Source organism: Streptococcus mitis, from assembly GCF_003942995.1.
In the GTDB taxonomy this organism is placed as follows: domain Bacteria; phylum Bacillota; class Bacilli; order Lactobacillales; family Streptococcaceae; genus Streptococcus; species Streptococcus mitis_CV.
In genome coordinates, this window is record NZ_RJOH01000001.1 from 131,282 (window position 1) to 148,639 (window position 17,358).

At 41.1% G+C, this 17,358-nt stretch carries 19 protein-coding genes; all 19 read left to right on the forward strand.

Features of this window, described 5'->3' with window-relative positions:
• Nucleotides 1–90: 90 nt before the first annotated feature.
• The 19 genes from spx (at nucleotide 91) to rpsJ (ending at nucleotide 17,311) form a co-directional block, all read left to right on the forward strand.
• The gene (gene spx / locus D8836_RS00705) at nucleotides 91–489 is read left to right on the forward strand and encodes a transcriptional regulator Spx (protein WP_000591165.1); all 399 of its coding nucleotides are present in this window, start codon (nucleotides 91–93) and stop codon (nucleotides 487–489) included.
• Nucleotides 490–549: 60 nt separating this feature from the next.
• Entirely contained in the window at nucleotides 550–1,119 is a 570-nt protein-coding gene (locus tag D8836_RS00710; protein ID WP_000725132.1) for an SP0191 family lipoprotein, read from the forward strand.
• 86 nt (nucleotides 1,120–1,205) lie between these two features.
• Nucleotides 1,206–1,472: an IreB family regulatory phosphoprotein gene (locus tag D8836_RS00715; protein WP_000507059.1), complete on the forward strand. Its 267-nt coding sequence runs from the start codon at nucleotides 1,206–1,208 to the stop codon at nucleotides 1,470–1,472.
• A gap of 3 nt (nucleotides 1,473–1,475) precedes the next feature.
• Complete coding sequence (ruvX, locus tag D8836_RS00720; RefSeq protein WP_004239076.1) at nucleotides 1,476–1,895, forward strand: Holliday junction resolvase RuvX; 420 nt, start codon at nucleotides 1,476–1,478, stop codon at nucleotides 1,893–1,895.
• Nucleotides 1,896–1,910: 15 nt separating this feature from the next.
• The gene (locus tag D8836_RS00725) at nucleotides 1,911–2,216 is read left to right on the forward strand and encodes a DUF1292 domain-containing protein (protein WP_000017620.1); all 306 of its coding nucleotides are present in this window, start codon (nucleotides 1,911–1,913) and stop codon (nucleotides 2,214–2,216) included.
• Between the two features lie 208 nt (nucleotides 2,217–2,424).
• On the forward strand, nucleotides 2,425–3,675 hold the full coding sequence (locus tag D8836_RS00730; protein WP_125392863.1) for a folylpolyglutamate synthase/dihydrofolate synthase family protein: 1,251 nt from the start codon (nucleotides 2,425–2,427) through the stop codon (nucleotides 3,673–3,675).
• A gap of 86 nt (nucleotides 3,676–3,761) precedes the next feature.
• Complete coding sequence (locus D8836_RS00735; RefSeq protein ID WP_125392864.1) at nucleotides 3,762–4,226, forward strand: SP_0198 family lipoprotein; 465 nt, start codon at nucleotides 3,762–3,764, stop codon at nucleotides 4,224–4,226.
• Nucleotides 4,227–4,418: 192 nt separating this feature from the next.
• Nucleotides 4,419–5,687 carry a glycosyltransferase gene (locus D8836_RS00740; RefSeq protein ID WP_125392865.1) on the forward strand — a complete coding sequence of 423 codons (1,269 nt, stop codon included), beginning with the start codon at nucleotides 4,419–4,421 and terminating at the stop codon, nucleotides 5,685–5,687.
• Between the two features lie 3 nt (nucleotides 5,688–5,690).
• On the forward strand, nucleotides 5,691–6,671 hold the full coding sequence (locus D8836_RS00745) for an NAD-dependent epimerase/dehydratase family protein (protein WP_125392866.1): 981 nt from the start codon (nucleotides 5,691–5,693) through the stop codon (nucleotides 6,669–6,671).
• Nucleotides 6,646–7,461 carry an MBL fold metallo-hydrolase gene (locus D8836_RS00750; RefSeq protein ID WP_125392867.1) on the forward strand — a complete coding sequence of 272 codons (816 nt, stop codon included), beginning with the start codon at nucleotides 6,646–6,648 and terminating at the stop codon, nucleotides 7,459–7,461. Before D8836_RS00745 ends, D8836_RS00750 begins: the two co-directional genes overlap by 26 nt.
• Nucleotides 7,439–8,701 carry a F390 synthetase-related protein gene (locus D8836_RS00755; RefSeq protein ID WP_125392868.1) on the forward strand — a complete coding sequence of 421 codons (1,263 nt, stop codon included), beginning with the start codon at nucleotides 7,439–7,441 and terminating at the stop codon, nucleotides 8,699–8,701. The genes D8836_RS00750 and D8836_RS00755 overlap by 23 nt, the downstream gene beginning before the upstream one ends.
• Before the next feature lie 14 nt (nucleotides 8,702–8,715).
• Nucleotides 8,716–9,660 (forward strand): 3-oxoacyl-[acyl-carrier-protein] synthase III C-terminal domain-containing protein, encoded by a 945-nt coding sequence (locus tag D8836_RS00760; RefSeq protein WP_125392869.1) that lies wholly within the window; start codon nucleotides 8,716–8,718, stop codon nucleotides 9,658–9,660.
• 134 nt (nucleotides 9,661–9,794) lie between these two features.
• A complete protein-coding gene (cls, locus tag D8836_RS00765) occupies nucleotides 9,795–11,327 on the forward strand; it encodes a cardiolipin synthase (RefSeq protein WP_125392870.1) in 1,533 nt (510 codons plus the stop codon).
• 255 nt (nucleotides 11,328–11,582) lie between these two features.
• Nucleotides 11,583–13,136, forward strand: coding sequence for a damage-inducible protein CinA (locus D8836_RS00775; RefSeq protein ID WP_125392871.1), 1,554 nt, complete (start codon nucleotides 11,583–11,585; stop codon nucleotides 13,134–13,136).
• 119 nt (nucleotides 13,137–13,255) lie between these two features.
• A complete protein-coding gene (nrdD, locus tag D8836_RS00780) occupies nucleotides 13,256–15,463 on the forward strand; it encodes an anaerobic ribonucleoside-triphosphate reductase (protein WP_185761571.1) in 2,208 nt (735 codons plus the stop codon).
• A gap of 11 nt (nucleotides 15,464–15,474) precedes the next feature.
• Nucleotides 15,475–15,615 (forward strand): hypothetical protein, encoded by a 141-nt coding sequence (locus tag D8836_RS00785; protein WP_000521621.1) that lies wholly within the window; start codon nucleotides 15,475–15,477, stop codon nucleotides 15,613–15,615.
• 43 nt (nucleotides 15,616–15,658) lie between these two features.
• On the forward strand, nucleotides 15,659–16,165 hold the full coding sequence (locus D8836_RS00790) for a GNAT family N-acetyltransferase (RefSeq protein WP_125392873.1): 507 nt from the start codon (nucleotides 15,659–15,661) through the stop codon (nucleotides 16,163–16,165).
• A complete protein-coding gene (gene nrdG / locus D8836_RS00795) occupies nucleotides 16,158–16,748 on the forward strand; it encodes an anaerobic ribonucleoside-triphosphate reductase activating protein (protein ID WP_049543962.1) in 591 nt (196 codons plus the stop codon). The genes D8836_RS00790 and nrdG overlap by 8 nt, the downstream gene beginning before the upstream one ends.
• A gap of 254 nt (nucleotides 16,749–17,002) precedes the next feature.
• Nucleotides 17,003–17,311 carry a 30S ribosomal protein S10 gene (gene rpsJ, locus D8836_RS00800; protein WP_001284513.1) on the forward strand — a complete coding sequence of 103 codons (309 nt, stop codon included), beginning with the start codon at nucleotides 17,003–17,005 and terminating at the stop codon, nucleotides 17,309–17,311.
• Nucleotides 17,312–17,358: the final 47 nt, after the last annotated feature.

Sequence of the window (17,358 nt, forward strand, 5' to 3'; positions counted from 1 at the left end):
AAAAAAATTTAAAAATAGGTCGCAAGTCGGATGTTTTTTATGGTATAATAGACTAAACTGATAGTAACATGTAGCGAAAGGGGTAGGTACATGATTAAAATTTATACAGTCTCAAGTTGTACTAGCTGTAAAAAAGCAAAAACCTGGCTCAATGCCCACCAGTTAAGTTATAAAGAACAAAACCTTGGTAAAGAAGGAATTACGAGAGAAGAATTACTGGATATTCTAACCAAAACAGATAACGGAATAGCCAGCATCGTTTCATCTAAAAATCGCTATGCCAAAGCCCTTGGAGTGGATATTGAAGATTTGAGCGTCAATGAAGTCCTCAATCTGATTATGGAAACGCCGAGAATTTTAAAGAGCCCAATCCTTGTAGATGAAAAACGCCTGCAAGTTGGCTATAAGGAAGACGATATTCGTGCCTTCCTACCACGCTCTGTCCGTAATGTAGAAAATGCAGAAGCACGTTTGCGTGCAGCTCTATAAACATCAAGGCTGGGAGCAACTCCCAGTCTTATTTTAATTTCAAAAAGAAAGAAGAAAGAAATGAAGAAAATAGTTCTTGTTAGTCTAGCTTTCCTTTTTGTCCTGGTTGGTTGCGGACAGAAAAAAGAAACTGGACCAGCTACAAAAACAGAAAAGGATACGCTTCAGTCGGCATTGCCAGTTATTGAAAATGCTGAGAAGAATACAGTTGTAACCAAGACTTTGGTTTTGCCAAAGTCAGATGATGGCAGCCAGCAAACCCAAACCATTACTTATAAAGACAAGACTTTTTTGAACCTAACCATTCAACAAAAACGTCCAGTCTCAGATGAGTTGAAGACTTATATCGACCAACATGGAGTGGAAGAAACTCAAAAAGCTCTTCTCGAGGCAGAGGAGAAAGATGAGTCTATCATAGAAGCTCGCAAATTAGCAGGATTTAAGCTTGAAACTAAACTATTGAGTGCAACTGAACTTCAAACAACGACTAGTTTTGATTTTCAAGTTTTGGATGTCAAGAAGGCTTCTCAGTTAGAATATTTGAAGAACATTGGTTTAGAAAATCTCTTGAAGAATGAACCAAGCAAATATATTTCAGACAGATTGGCAAATGGCGCGACAGAACAATAGAAAATCCAAATAAATAGACTGCCTGAATTGTAGAACGTAAGGAATTATGCTATAATGGTACTATTCTAAGGAAAGAGGGTGTTAGAATGGGATTTACTGAAGAAACAGTACGTTTTAAATTGGACGATTCCAATAAAAAAGAAATTAGCGAAACTTTGACTGACGTCTATGCTTCGTTGAACGATAAGGGCTACAACCCAATTAACCAAATCGTAGGTTACGTATTGAGTGGAGACCCTGCCTACGTTCCTCGTTATAATAATGCACGAAATCAAATCCGTAAGTATGAGCGTGATGAAATCGTTGAGGAATTAGTTCGCTACTACCTTAAAGGACAAGGAGTCGATCTATAACCTATGAGAATTATGGGATTGGACGTCGGTTCAAAAACGGTAGGGGTGGCCATTAGCGATCCGCTCGGTTTTACAGCTCAAGGGCTTGAAATCATCCAAATTAATGAGGAACAAGGCCAGTTTGGTTTTGACCGCGTTAAGGAGTTGGTTGATACTTACAAGGTGGAACGATTTGTAGTGGGCTTGCCTAAAAACATGAACAATACAAGTGGACCACGCGTGGAAGCTAGTCAAGCATACGGAGCAAAGCTAGAAGAGCTTTTTGGTTTACCAGTAGACTATCAAGATGAACGCTTGACAACAGTTGCCGCAGAGCGCATGTTGATTGAACAAGCAGATATTAGCCGTAACAAGCGCAAGAAAGTCATTGATAAGTTAGCAGCTCAGCTGATTTTACAAAATTATTTAGATAGAAAATTTTAATACAAAGGAGAGGCTATGTCACACGATCATAACCACGACCACGAAGAACGTGAATTAATTACACTAGTAGATGAGCAAGGAAATGAAACTTTGTTTGAAATCCTTTTGACCATTGACGGAAAAGAAGAATTTGGTAAAAACTATGTTCTTCTAGTACCAGTTAACGCAGAAGAAGACGAAGACGGACAAGTTGAAATCCAAGCTTACTCATTCATCGAAAACGAAGATGGAACAGAAGGCGAATTGCAACCAATCCCAGAAGACTCGGAAGACGAATGGAACATGATTGAAGAAGTCTTCAACAGCTTTATGGAGGAGTAAAAACATCCAGTGGATGTTTTTAGCCCAGCTCTTTGTAACAAGAGAGAGCTGGTAAGTCCGGGGGATGTTTTTACCCCAAGTTAATATTCATAGTAGCTAGTTATTAGCTAACCAGGTAAGAGGTCGGGACGAAAATCCTGACCTCGTTTTTGTTAGTTATGAGACTTTATTGAGGTAGTTGATTGAACCTGTAATTAAGGAGATGTATATGTTTGAAGTAGAAGAATGGCTCTATAGTCGGATTGGTTTGAATTTTCGATCAGGTTTGAGCCGAATGCAACAAGCGGTGGATTTGTTGGGTAATCCCGAGAAGTCTTATCCTATTATCCACGTAACAGGAACTAATGGAAAAGGTTCTACCATTGCTTTTATGAAGGAGTTATTTATGGAGCATGGTAAAAAAGTTGCGACTTTCACCTCCCCCCATATCGTCTCTATCAATGATCGAATTTGCATTAACGGGCAACCAATAGCTGATGCAGACTTTATTCGTTTAGCTGAGCAGGTAAAGGAGATGGAAAAAACGCTTCTGCAAACCCATGATCAGTTGTCCTTTTTTGAATTGCTGACCTTGATTGCTTTTCTTTATTTTAGAGAGCAAGAGGTGGATTTGGTTCTACTAGAAGTGGGAATTGGTGGCTTACTTGACACAACCAATGTGGTAACTGGAGAGATTGCTGTCATCACCTCCATCGGACTTGACCATCAGGAGACTCTGGGTGACAGTATAGCAGCAATCGCAGAGCAGAAAGCTGGTATTTTTAAGGCTGGTAAAAAGGCAGTGATTGCTAAGTTGCCTTCAGAAACTAGGCTTGTTTGTCAGAAAAAAGCAGACTCTTTAGCTGTTGACCTTTATCAGGCAGGTCAGGATTTTTCAATGCTGAATGGTGATTTTTCAAGTTCTTTACTAAATATTTCACAGCTGAAAATAGGCTTGGAAGGAGCCTATCAGCAGGATAATGCGGCTTTGGCGTTGCAAACTTTTCTTCTCTTTATGAGAGAAGGAAAGGAATCTATTGATGAGCAGGCTGTAAGACAGGCTTTGGAGAAGACCCATTGGGCTGGGCGTTTGGAGCGTATTCGTCCTCAGATTTACTTGGACGGTGCTCATAACCTCCCTGCCTTGACTCGCTTGGTTGAATTTATTAAAGAAAAAGAGCAGGAAGGATATCGTCCTCAAATCCTATTTGGAGCCTTGAAACGGAAGGATTATCAAGGGATGTTGGCTTATCTGACTGAGAATTTGCCTCAGGTGGAACTCAAGGTAACTGGCTTTGATTATCAGGGTTCTTTAGATGAGACAGATATAACAGGTTACGATGTAATTCCTTCTTATCGCGAATTTATCAGCAGTTTCGAAGAAAGAGCAGACACTCAAGACTTGTTATTCATTACAGGGTCTCTCTATTTTATCTCAGAAGTACGGGGCTACTTGCTGGCCCATGAGCAGATAAATTGACCTCCTTTTTTGAACTTGTTATACTAGGGAAACTATTAGTTAGAAGGAAAATCTTCTGTAAATTGGTAGCAGAAAGGAAATTCATCATGAAATTAAAAAGATTCACACTTTTTCTTGCTTCTATAGCAAGTCTTAGTCTTTTAGTAGCTTGTTCACAAAGAGCTCAACAGGTTCAACAACCAGCAGCTCAATCGCAAACACAACAAACTCAGCAATCACAATCTGCTGCTTCATCGTCTACAGCAAATACAAACCAGTCAGCAACAAGTTCTTCACAAAATGCGCCTGAGGCTCAACCAACTAATATTGATGGAACTTATACTGGTCAGGACGAAGGAGACCGTATCACTTTAGTGGTAACTGGAACAACGGGCACCTGGACACAGGTGGAAACTGACGGAGATCAAGAAATCAAGCAGGTTAGCTTTGATGCCGCTAATCAACGCATGATTATTGGGGATGATGTCAAGATTTATGCAATCAATGGAAATCAGATGATTATCGACGATATGGATAGAGAAGCGTCTGATCGCATTGTTTTATCAAAGTAAAGCTTATTTATCAAAATTTCGATAAGATGAAAGATATTTGATGTATTACTTGATAAAAGTTAGATAAATCATACACATAAAGGAATGGGTCTTATACGAGATCCATTCCTTTTCTTTAAATATAAGTTCCACTTTTAGGAGTGGTACACTTTTTGAGTAGTTCTTTTTTTAAAAATTTGTTATGCTAGATTTATGAAGAGAATCAAAATCGACGTGGTAGTACTCCCTTTAAGTGGACATCTCTTCCCAACTCTGAATTTACTCGCACCTTTGTTGAAGGATCCTTTGTATGATATTCGATTATTCACAGGACCGCAACGAAAAGCTGTCGCAGAGGAGATGGGATACCAGGTGTTTCCCATTTTAGAAAATTCTGTAGATGAGTTTGAGCGTGTAGCTAACAATGAAGGGCAGCTAAATCTTATTTCTGCTTATCGGCAGTTGTCAGCTAGTCTTGATTTGATCGATGTGGTATCTTACCAACTAGTGCAAGAGTGGCAGAAAAATCGACCAGATATTGTTATTGCGGATTTTATAACCCTCTCTGGAGGACTTGTGGCGGAACAGTTGGGAATTCCTTGGATAACAACCATGGCGACACAGTTTGCTATTGAAACGACAGATGGACCGCCTTGTTTCTTTGGAGGAATGGGCAGTCCAAAGAATCCTTTCCAATCTACTCAGCAATGGTTAGGAAGAAAAGTGACTCGTTTAGGGAAACGAATCGTAACCTTTTTATTGAGAGAACGCTTGAAGCGTTATGATTTTAAACTCTACAATCAAAAAAATCAAGAAACTATTTATTCGCCCTATTCCATCTTGGGAATTGGGATGAAAGAGTTGGAGCTGAAAAGTGGTTTTCCAGAGCACTACCTTTGGGTGGGGCCTTTTGGGTCTTCGATTGAGAGGGCAGAGAATTATCCCCTCGATTTGTCTCCCTATGCAGGTTATAAAAAAGTCCTCGTATCCTGTGGAACTCAGCTAGCATGGGCCAAAGACAACCTCCTCTACCAGACCCAACAATTAGCCAAAGCCCATCCGGACTGTCACTTCTTTGTAACTCTGGGGTTCGGTGGACAAGGCTTCCAATGTGAGAAGCTCATGGACAATGTTTCTGTGGTATCCTATCTTCCCTATAAGGAATATATCCCTCAGATGGACTATGTGATTCATCATGGTGGTGCAGGTATTTTTTACCAATGTATTATATATGGCAAGCCTGCCTTAATTCTCCCTCATGACTATGATCAGTATGACTATGCGGTTCGCGGGCTAGAGGCAGGGATTGCCCTGACTGCTAAGCGAGAGGACACGGAAGCGATTGGACGCGCTTTTGATGAGCTATTGGCTAGAGATGGCTGGTCAGACTTGAACAAACTCAGTCGTGTAGCTCAAGACTACCAGCCAACAGAAATTCTCAAGAATGAAATATATCGACTCTTGGGGGACAAGGAGAAATAAAACATGAAGAAAGTATTGGTGACAGGTGCTACGGGCTTTCTAGGTAAGTATGTTGTTGAAGAGCTCAGTCAGCATGGCTATCAGGTACGAGCTTTTGGACGTAATCGCAAGGTTGGTCAGTCTTTAGAGAACTCCTCTGTGGCATTTTTCCAGGGAGATTTGACCAAGCAAGAGGATCTGACTCAGGCTTGTCAGGGTATGGACATGGTTGTGCATGCGGGAGCTCTTTCTACCGTCTGGGGACCTTGGGAAGATTTCTACCAGACAAATGTCTTAGGGACCAAGTATGTTCTGGATGCTTGTCGAGAGGCTGGTATTCAGCGTTTGGTTTATGTGTCCTCGCCTAGCATCTATGCTGCGCCTCGAGACCAGATAGCTATCAAAGAAAGCGATGCGCCTCAGGAAAATAATCTGAACAACTACATTCGTAGTAAGCTGGCTTCGGAGAAGCTGTTTAAGGATTATCCTGATGTTCCGAGTATTATCTTACGACCTCGTGGGCTTTTTGGGATTGGGGATACCAGTATTTTACCTCGGGTTCTTAAACTCAGTCAGAAGATTGGTATTCCCTTGATAGGGGATGGCCGTCAGCTGATGGACATGACCTGTGTGGAAAATGTCGCTCTGGCCATTCGCTTGGCTCTAGAGGCTCCTCAAGCTAGTGGCGAAGTCTATAATATTACCAACGGGGAACCAAGAGCCTTTAAGGAGCTGATAGAAGAAACCTTGAGAGGTCTTGGCTATCCGATAACATACAGAAAAGTGCCGGCTCCTCTTCTTTCAGTTATTGCAAGTAGTTTAGAGTTTCTGTATAAGATTTTGAAACTCAAAGGTGAGCCGGCTCTGACACGTTATACTTATTATTTGCTGAGGTATAGCCAGACGCTGGACATCAGCAAGGCGGAGCGAGACTTGGGCTATCGCCCTCAAATCAGTATTTCGGAAGGTATTGAACAGTATGTCAAAGATTATAGAAAGCATTGATTATTTCCCAGCAGGATATTGCACGAGTTATACAGGTTTGCTATTTAAGGGAATCAAGAATAAAAAGATGACCTTTCCAGCCGGGGTTTTTCTTATCAAACATAGGGAGAAGGGATACCTCCTCTATGATACGGGCTACCATTACGATATTAGGACTCAGATTCGTTATGGTTTCTATCGTTTGGGAACACCTGTTCAAATGACGGAGAAGGACCAGATTTCATATTTGCTGAAAGCTAAGGGAATTAAACCGGAAGAAATTAATTATATCATCCTATCCCACCTGCATCCAGATCATTTGGGAGGAGCTAGTTTCTTCCCTCATGCAACTTTTATCTTGACTCAGGAAGTGTATGATGTTTACAAGAAACCGACACTGAAAGACTTGATTTTCAAGGAGTTTTTGCCAGCTTCTTTTGAAAAAAATCTAATCATTATCAGAGCTGACCAGCAAGATTCAACCTTTCCCTATCGTCCGACTAGTGACCTTTTTGGAGATGGAAGTATCCTAGTAGCTTCTGTTGATGGGCATGCAAGGGGGCAAGCTTGTCTGTACCTTCCAGACTTTAATCTCCTTATCGCAGCAGACCTCTGTTGGGGAATTGACCTTTTGCCTTACACCAAGCAGATGCTCCTGATTCCTTCCTTGGTTCAGGACAATAAGGCAGACTATATCAAGGGGACAGAGTTTTTGGATGAAGTCTTGAGAGATGGTATTGAAGTAGTTGTTAGCCATGATCCTGTAGAAAGGATAGAACGTATCATATATGAAAAAAGGAACCTTTCTTAAAACCTTTATCCAAACTCGCTGGCTTCATAACTTCAAATCTCGAGAAGCTGTAGAGAACTATCAGAAAAAGCAATTAGCTAACTATATGGACTTTTTAAAGCGAGAGTCGCCCTACTTTAAAAATGGGGTTCCTAGTGACTTTGACCATATGGACAAGGCTTTTATGATGGAGCGTTTCAACGAGCTTAACACCCAAGGGGTAGATCGGGATGAAGCCTTGGCCTTGGCTATTGAAAGTGAAAAGACTCGTGATTTCACTGAACTAAAAGGCGATGTGGCAGTCGGACTGTCTTCAGGGACATCTGGACATCGGGGGCTTTTTATCACAACGGAGAAAGAGCGAAGTATGTGGGCAGCAGCTATCTTAGCTAAGATGTTACCCAAGGGCCAGCTGTTTGGACACCGAATCGCCTTTTTCCTGAGAGCTGATAATGAACTCTATCAGACCATCAATACGGCACTTATTCGTTTGGAATATTTTGATATTTTTAAACATACAGATGACCATATCGAGCGACTGAATACCTACCAGCCGACGATTGTTGTGGCACCAGCCTCTATGTTGATTGAATTGAGTAAGCGTCTCAAGGCTGGGGAGTTAGCTATTCATCCACAAAAAATAGTTTCTGTGGCAGAAATCTTGGAAGATAGTGATAGGGAACGCATCGCAAAATCCTTTTCTCTATCCATTATTGACCAAGTTTATCAGGCGACCGAAGGCTTCCTAGCTTGCACTTGCTCGGTTGGCAATCTGCATCTCAACGAAGATATTATCTTTGTGGAAAAGCAGTATCTGGATGAACGCCGTTTTTATCCAGTCATTACGGACTTTAAACGAAGCAGCCAGCCTGTTTATCGCTACCAGCTCAATGATATCTTGGTTGAAAATCCGAAGCCTTGTCCGTGTGGCTCCTGCTATACACGAATTGACAAGGTCGAAGGACGCTCTGACGACATCTTCAATTTCGATGGATTGGATGGAAGTCAGGTAATGATTTATCCTGACTTTATCAGACGTTGTATTCTCTTTGTGGAGAATGTCAGAGATTACCAAGTCAAACAACATTCTGAGAAACTAGTGGAAGTTGGTCTAAGCCGGCGAGATGAGGATGTGGAGACAGCTATTCTACAACAGTTTCAACTCTTGGCTCAGCAAAAGCAGTTTATAGTTCCTGAAATCCAATTTTCAGATTATCACTGGGATACAAGTCGTAAACTCAAACGTATCCAACGTTTATGAAAGGAAAACAGATAATGACAGAAGTAAAAAGACATATAGAAATCGTAGGTTACGGTGTCTGCCTTCCAAAGAATACTGTCCAATTCAAAGATCAAACACGTTACCGTGTAGTAGAAAATGAAGAAACACAACTAGATTTAGCAGAAGTGGCTATTCAGAGTGCACTTGAAAAAGCAAATTTAAAAATCGAGGATATTGATTGTCTGGTTTCGGCTAGTGCTGTTGGAGTCCAGCCTATTCCCTGTACAGCAGCATTGATTCATGAGCGTGTAGCTAAGGGATTCTCAATTCCAGCTATGGATATCAATACAACCTGTACCAGCTTTATTTCTGCTCTATCAACCATGTCCCACTTGATCGAGGCGGGCGAATACAAACGTGTCTTGATTGTATCCAGTGAGGTTGGAAGTTTAGGGCTTAATCCCAAGCAAAAAGAAAGTTTTGAACTCTTTAGTGATGGGGCAGTAGCCTTTATTTTCCAAAAAAGCCATCAGGAAAAAGGGATCATTGCTAGTCTCCAACGTACTTGGTCAGAAGGAGCTCACGATACGGAAATTCGTGGAGGTCTGACCTCTTTTCAACCAAAAGAGTACTCTGAAGCGACTAAGACCAACTATATGTTTGACATGAAGGGTAAGAAAATTCTCCTCTTGTCTGCTCGTAAAATTCCAGTCATGTTTGAAGAGTTTCAAGAAAAAACGCAGCTAGCATTGTCGGATGTGGACTATATCATTCCCCATCAAGCAAGTCGTGCTCTTCCTTTGGTTATGGAAAAACTAGGTGTTACGGAGGAAAAATATCTCAATCTCGTCACTGACTATGGAAATATGGTGTCAGTCTCTGTACCGTTTGGCTTGGCTTATTCATTAGATAAAGGGCTGGTCAAGGAGGGAGATGTCATCTATCTTATGGGAACTGCAGCCGGTATGACGGTCAATATGTTGGCTCTCAAACTGTAATACGCATATGAAAGCATAATGGTTGAAACTTTAGCAAGAGTAAATTGTTGCCATCTAGCTGTGAACTGATGTATACTAGTGGAAGTAACTATTAAGTAGGTGGTTAGGGGGGAAGGTTAACAGAAAGGGGATGTATGAAATATAGAAAATTTCAATTATTGATGTCCAAGTATGGCTTTAGTCTTTCGATTATGCTACTTGAACTTTGTCTTGTTTTTGGTCTCTTTCTCTATTTAGGGCGCATGGCCCCTATTCTATGGGTAATTGTCTTAATTTTTATGAGTATGGCGACTATTGTCGCAATTGTCAATCGCTCAATGGCGCCTGAAAGCAAAGTAATGTGGTTAGTGGTAACTTTTGTTCCTGTCATCGGCCCCTTGCTCTATCTGATGTTTGGTGAAAGGCGATTGTCCAAAAAAGAAATCAAGCAGTTGGATAGACTTGGTTCTATGCATTTTCGGGAGGATAACAGTAAAGCTCTCCGCCAGAAATTGAAGGAAGAGGATAAGGCTGCTTACGGAGTTATCAAATCTTTGTTAAGTATGGATAGTAACGCCGATGTCTATAATCGAACAGACTCACAATTCTTTTCTTCGGGTGAAAGCATGTGGCAACATATGTTGGAAGACCTCAAGAAAGCTGAGAAATTTATCTTTCTAGAGTACTATATTGTCGAAGAAGGTCTGATGTGGAATAGCATACTAGATATACTAGAGCAAAAGGCAGCTCAGGGTGTAGAGATCAAGATGCTCTATGATGATATCGGCTGTATGGCGACTTTACCTGGAGACTATACTGTTCAGCTTCGTAGTCGAGGAATTGAAGCACATAAGTTTAACAAGGTGATTCCTCGTTTGACGGTGGCTTACAACAATCGGGACCATCGTAAAATCCTTGTCATAGATGGTCAGGTAGCTTATACAGGAGGGATTAACTTAGCCGATGAGTACATCAATCATGTAGAACGTTTTGGCTATTGGAAGGATAGTGGGGTTCGCTTAGATGGCCCTGGTGTCAAGGCTCTAACCCGTCTCTTTTTGATGACTTGGTACATCAATCGTGGGGAAATCAGCGATTTTGACCAGTATCACTTGGAAAACCAGCCTTGTTCTAGTCAAGGGCTCTGCATTCCTTACGGTAGTGGACCCAAGCCCATCTTCCGTACTCAGGTAGGGAAAAAAGTTTATCAAAGTTTGATTAATCAGGCTACTGATTCAGTCTATATCACAACACCCTATTTGATTATTGACTATGATTTAACAGAGAGTATTAAAAACGCGGCCATGAGAGGTGTTGATGTCCGCATCGTGACTCCTTTCATTCCGGATAAAAAATTAATCCAGCTCATCACAAGAGGGGCCTATCCGGATCTTTTGTCAGCAGGAGTAAGGATTTTTGAGTACAGTCCAGGCTTTATCCACAGTAAACAAATCTTAGTGGACAAGGACTTTGCTGCAGTTGGAACCATTAACTTAGATTATAGAAGTTTGCTTCATCACTATGAAGATGCAGTTTTACTATATAAAACAGAGTCAATCACAGAGATTCAAAAAGATTTTCAGGAGATTTTTTCAGTATCGCAAGAAATTTTCCCTCATACGATAAAAAATAGCTGGTATCAAAAATTGATTAAGGAAATTGCCCAGTTATTCGCCCCTATCTTATAAGAAATCTAGGACTGAGGACACAAACCAGTCCTCTTTTTCTTGCTTTTTACGAATAGAAAGATATAGGGAGGGACGATGCTGACTCAGAAAGAATTGGATTATATCATGTCATTTAAACAGACGCATTTACACCGATTTCGGGAAATTGAAACCTTTGTGAAACTATGCAAAAAATCGCTCAAACAGCCATCGCAAGCTGACAATTTTAGGTCTTTTTGATATACTAAGACAGATAAATTGAATAGGAGAAACGACATGGCTGTATATGGCAGAATAGAAGAAGTATCCAAAACGATACAGAGTAATGAGATTGAAAATAGATTGGATAGGAACCTTGAATCTCATGTAGAAAAAGAAGAACAGGTAGCTTTCCCGTTTTTCAGACTCATCATTGGAAGTACGATTGCAACGGTTTTTTCTGTGGTGCTACCTTTACTTTTAGATATGGTAAGTCCCTCTCAGGCGCAGGATTTGTATATAGGGTGGGCTTTACATCAGGGAGGACAGCTTTACAGTAGCTATTATGCAAGTCACGGTCTTATTTATTACTTGCTACTTTACATCACCCAAGGAGGCATCCTTTTTGCCTTGGTAGAATGGCTAGCCCTCTTAGGAGGAGGTTACTTCCTCTTTTCTTCAACTGACTATCTGACGGGACAAAGGGAACAAGCCAAGCAACTCCTAACCATATTTTATATTTTGGTATCCGGTCTCGGTTTTGGCGGAGGATATGCTACGATTTTAGCTTTGCCATTTCTGTTTGCAGGATTTTCGTTCATAGCAGCTTATCTATCAACTCCTAACCATGACAAGGGATTTCTACGTCTGGGGATTTTCTTGGCCCTATCATTTTTCATAGAGCCTCTTACAAGTCTTCTCTTTATTGCAGTAGTAACAATTGGTTTGTTTGTCTTTAATGTTGGGCATGGTCGCCTTGCTCATGGAGTTTATCAGTTTTTTGCAGCAGCACTTGGCTTTTCTCTCATTTTTTACCCAGTAGGATATTATGTTCTTGCTTCAGGTGGCTTTGGAGAAGCTCTAGGAAGTCTTTTATATCCGATTGATTCCCTTCAGGTCTTTATCAATCCCCAACTAATGGATAATGTTCTATTCTATGGTTTGTTGACCTTTGGTTTAGGAGCTCTCTTCCTTGTTTTTCTAGGTTTGTTCCAATCAAAGGCATCAAGATTATATGTTATTTCAGTACCAGCTAGTTTTGCTTTCATATTTGTATTAGCCTTGTTGCTTTTTTCTCAAGAACCTCTTCACGGTTCGTGTTTGATTCTAATCCTTCCATTTTTACTCCTTCTTTTGATGACCAGTATTCGTGGGAAACATTCAGCTAGAGGAGATCGTCGTCGGAGAAGAGAAGAAGCTCCTACTTTATGGAAAAAATTTATGAAGGGGAATCTCTACTTACCTATCCTAGTGGTGGTTTATCTGATTGCAATTCCTTTTGTGGCTCGTTTTGTTTTGCATCCAGCTTCTTATAGAGAACAACATCAAGTAGTAGACAGAGTCAAACAAGAGACGAGTGATGGTGACCAAATCTATATTTGGGATTCTCATGTTCAAATGTATAAAGAAAGTCAGCGTTTGGCTGGATCCATGTTCCCATCACCTCTTCTTTACACGAGTACAGAAGAGAATAAAACTAGTTTACTCAATGACTTGAAAGAAAACCAACCTAAGGTGATTGTGGTGAACGATAAGGTAGCAGTCTGGTCTGAAGTGGAGACACTCTTAAAAGAAAATTACCAACCAGTAAAGACTGATTACTCAGAGTTTAAAGTCTATAAAATTAAATAACTAAATCAATATCTTGTGTATTTTTAAAAATTTTAGGATTTTTAACACAAGATATTGATTTTTATTTTTAGAGTGGTATAATACTTTTTAGAAAGAACATTTTAGAAACGAGCATGTATATGATTGCACTAGAAGAAAAAATTACAACTTTAGCAACCCTCTTCGTTGAAAAACGAGATGGGAGACGTGTTGCATTTGATGTGGACAAGATTGACAAGGCTATCCACAAGGCGGCAGACAAGGTTATGGATGTGACACCCTTGGTCGAAAAACGCCTAAATGCTTTGACCGAGCGAATTGTCACAGAAATTCATAGTCGCTTTCCACAGGGGGTTAAGATTTACGAAATTCAAAATATCGTAGAACATGAACTCCTTGAAGCCAAAGAATATGCGCTAGCTGAGGAGTATATCACTTATCGGACACAGAGGGATTTTGAGCGCTCAAAAGCGACAGATATTAACTTTAGTATCCATAAGCTTCTCAATAAAGATCAGGCAGTTGTCAATGAAAATGCTAATAAGGACAGTGATGTCTTTAATACCCAGCGTGATTTGACAGCAGGGATTGTTGGGAAATCAATCGGACTGCAAATGCTTCCTAAGCACGTAGCCAATGCCCACCAAAAGGGGGATATCCACTATCACGATTTGGACTACAGTCCTTATACCCCTATGACCAACTGCTGTTTGATTGATTTTAAAGGTATGTTGGAAAATGGTTTTAAGATTGGAAATGCAGAGGTAGAAAGTCCCAAGTCTATCCAGACTGCGACAGCTCAGATTTCCCAAATCATCGCCAACGTTGCTTCTAGCCAGTACGGTGGCTGTTCAGCTGACCGTATCGATGAAGTCTTGGCTCCTTACGCAGAGAAGAATTACCAAAAACACCTCAAAGATGCAGAAGAATGGGTCTTGCCTGAAAAACGGGAAGATTACGCTTGGAAGAAAACGCAAAAAGACATCTATGATGCCATGCAATCTCTTGAGTATGAAATCAATACTCTCTTCACTTCAAATGGGCAAACACCTTTTACTTCGCTCGGTTTTGGTCTGGGAACCAATCGTTTTGAGCGTGAAATTCAAAAAGCTATCTTGAACATCCGAATCAAGGGCCTTGGTTCAGAACATCGAACAGCTATCTTCCCTAAACTTATCTTCACGCTTAAAAGAGGACTCAACTTAGAGGAAGGGACACCCAACTACGACATCAAGCAGTTGGCTCTAGAGTGCGCAACCAAGCGGATGTATCCAGACGTCTTGTCTTATGATAAGATTGTTGACTTGACAGGTTCTTTCAAAGTTCCTATGGGTTGTCGTTCTTTCCTTCAAGGATGGAAAGACGAGAATGGCGTAGAAGTCAATTCAGGTCGGATGAATCTAGGCGTTGTGACGGTCAATCTTCCTCGCATCGCCCTCGAGTCTGATGGTGACATGAATAAGTTCTGGGAAATCTTCAACGAGCGTATGAATATCGCTGAAGATGCTCTTGTTTACCGTGTCGAACGCACTAAAGAGGCGACACCAGCCAATGCTCCTATCCTTTATCAGTACGGTGCTTTTGGCCATCGTCTAGGTAAAGAAGAAAGTGTTGACCAGCTCTTTAAGAATCGTCGGGCAACAGTTTCACTAGGCTATATCGGTTTGTACGAAGTAGCGACAGTTTTCTTTGGTAACAGCTGGGAAAGCAATCCAGATGCTAAGGAATTCACGCTAGACATCATTCGCGATATGAAACGCCGTGTAGAAGAGTGGTCTGACCAATATGGCTATCATTTCTCTATCTACTCAACACCATCTGAAAGTTTGACAGATCGTTTCTGCCGACTAGATACAGAGAAGTTTGGCTCTATTCCTGACATCACAGACAAGGAATACTACACCAATTCTTTCCATTATGATGTTCGTAAAAATCCAACACCGTTTGAAAAATTAGACTTTGAGAAAGTCTATCCAGAAGCAGGTGCGTCAGGTGGTTTCATTCATTACTGTGAGTATCCAGTCCTTCAGCAAAATCCAAAGGCCTTGGAAGCTGTCTGGGACTATGCCTATGACCGTGTCGGCTATCTAGGGACCAATACACCAATTGACCGTTGCTACAAGTGTGACTTTGAAGGGGATTTTGAACCAACTGAGAGAGGATTTGCTTGTCCAAACTGTGGCAATAGCGACCCTAAAACAGTAGATGTGGTCAAACGAACTTGTGGCTACCTAGGTAATCCTCAAGCGCGTCCGATGGTTAATGGACGTCACAAGGAAATCGCTGCGCGTGTCAAACATATGAATGGTTCAACGATTAAAATAGCTGGCCATCAAGTAACAAATTAGAAAGAACTGAAATGGGAAAATATCAATTAGATGATAAGGGACGTGCACAAGTGACCCGTTATCACGAGAAACACTCTAAAGGTGGAGCTGGTAAGAAAGAACGTTTGCTTAGCCTCAGAGAACAATTTTTAAACAAGAATAAGAAGAAATAAAAGTGAGAGTCAGCTCTCGCTTTTCTCTTAGTGGGAGGTAAGGATGGAACTACGAAGACCAAGATTAGCAGATAAAGAAACAGTTTTAGAGATGATGGCAGAGTTTGAAAAATATCAGTCGCCTCACGACGGTGGTTTCTGGGATACAGAAAATTTTTCTTATGAGGAATGGTTGGAAAGTAATCAGAATCAGGAAATGGGGATTAATTTGACTGAAGGATGGGTTCCCGCAATTCAGTTAGTAGCTTTTTCTGTGAAAGGTAAAGCAATTGGATTTCTTAATCTCCGGTTGCGCCTCAGTAACTTTTTACTAGAAGAAGGTGGCCACATTGGCTACTCCATTCGTCCATCAGAAAGAGGCAAGGATTATGCTAAGGAAACTCTCCGTCAGGGCTTGCAAGTTGCTAAGGAAAAGAACATCAAGAAGGCTCTGGTGACCTGTAGCGTGAATAATCCTGCTAGTCGAGCAGTCATTTTAGCAAATGGTGGGCTCCTTGAGGATGTTCGTGATGGTGTGGAGCGTTATTGGATAGAGGTAGCGAATGAATAATCCAAAACCACAAGAATGGAAAAGCGAGGAGCTCAGTCAAGGGCGTATCATCGACTACAAGGCCTTTAACTTTGTAGATGGAGAAGGCGTGCGCAACTCTCTCTATGTAGCAGGTTGCATGTTTCACTGCGAGGGGTGTTATAATGTAGCGACCTGGTCCTTCAATGCCGGAATTCCTTATACAGCAGAATTAGAAGAACAGATTATGTCAGACCTTGCCCAACCCTATGTTCAAGGCTTGACCCTGCTGGGAGGGGAGCCCTTTCTCAATACTGGGATTCTCTTGCCTCTGGTTAAACGCATCCGAAAGGAATTGCCAGACAAGGACATCTGGTCATGGACCGGCTACACTTGGGAAGAAATGATGTTGGAAACTCCAGATAAACTGGAACTCTTATCACTAATTGACATCCTTGTCGATGGACGGTATGACCGAACTAAGAGAAATCTCATGCTCCAGTTTCGAGGTTCGTCCAATCAACGAATCATCGATGTGCAAAAATCCCTCAAAAGTGGGCAAGTAGTGATTTGGGACAAGCTCAATGATGGAAAAGAAAGCTATGAACAGGTGAAGAGAGACTAACTTTCTTCTATGAAAATAGTTAAATAAATGACCTATCAAAAAAGAAAACAGTTTCATTATAAAAAAACGAAAAAACAGCAACAAATCCCTTGCAATCGCAGGGGCTTTGTGTTATTCTATTATGGTGCTGTAAATTACAGCCTTAGCTTTGATGCAAGAGGTTGCGACACGCTCGGTTGCATTGCCACGCAACACCGCGTCGGTTTTCTTGTGGAGCTAGCCTATTATCTTAAATAGACGAAAAGGAGAAAAAGATGGCAAACAAAAAAATCCGTATCCGTTTGAAAGCTTACGAACACCGTACGCTTGACACAGCGGCTGCAAAAATCGTAGAATCAGCTACTCGTACAGGTGCACAAGTTGCGGGTCCAATCCCACTTCCAACTGAGCGTAGCCTCTACACAATCATTCGTGCGACTCACAAATACAAAGACTCTCGCGAACAATTTGAAATGCGTACACACAAACGTTTGATCGATATCGTTAACCCAACTCAAAAAACAGTTGATGCGTTGATGAAATTGGATCTTCCAAGTGGTGTAAACGTAGAAATCAAACTTTAATCTAAAGCTTGATAACTTGAGCATAAAAAACGCTCGTTAAAAACTTT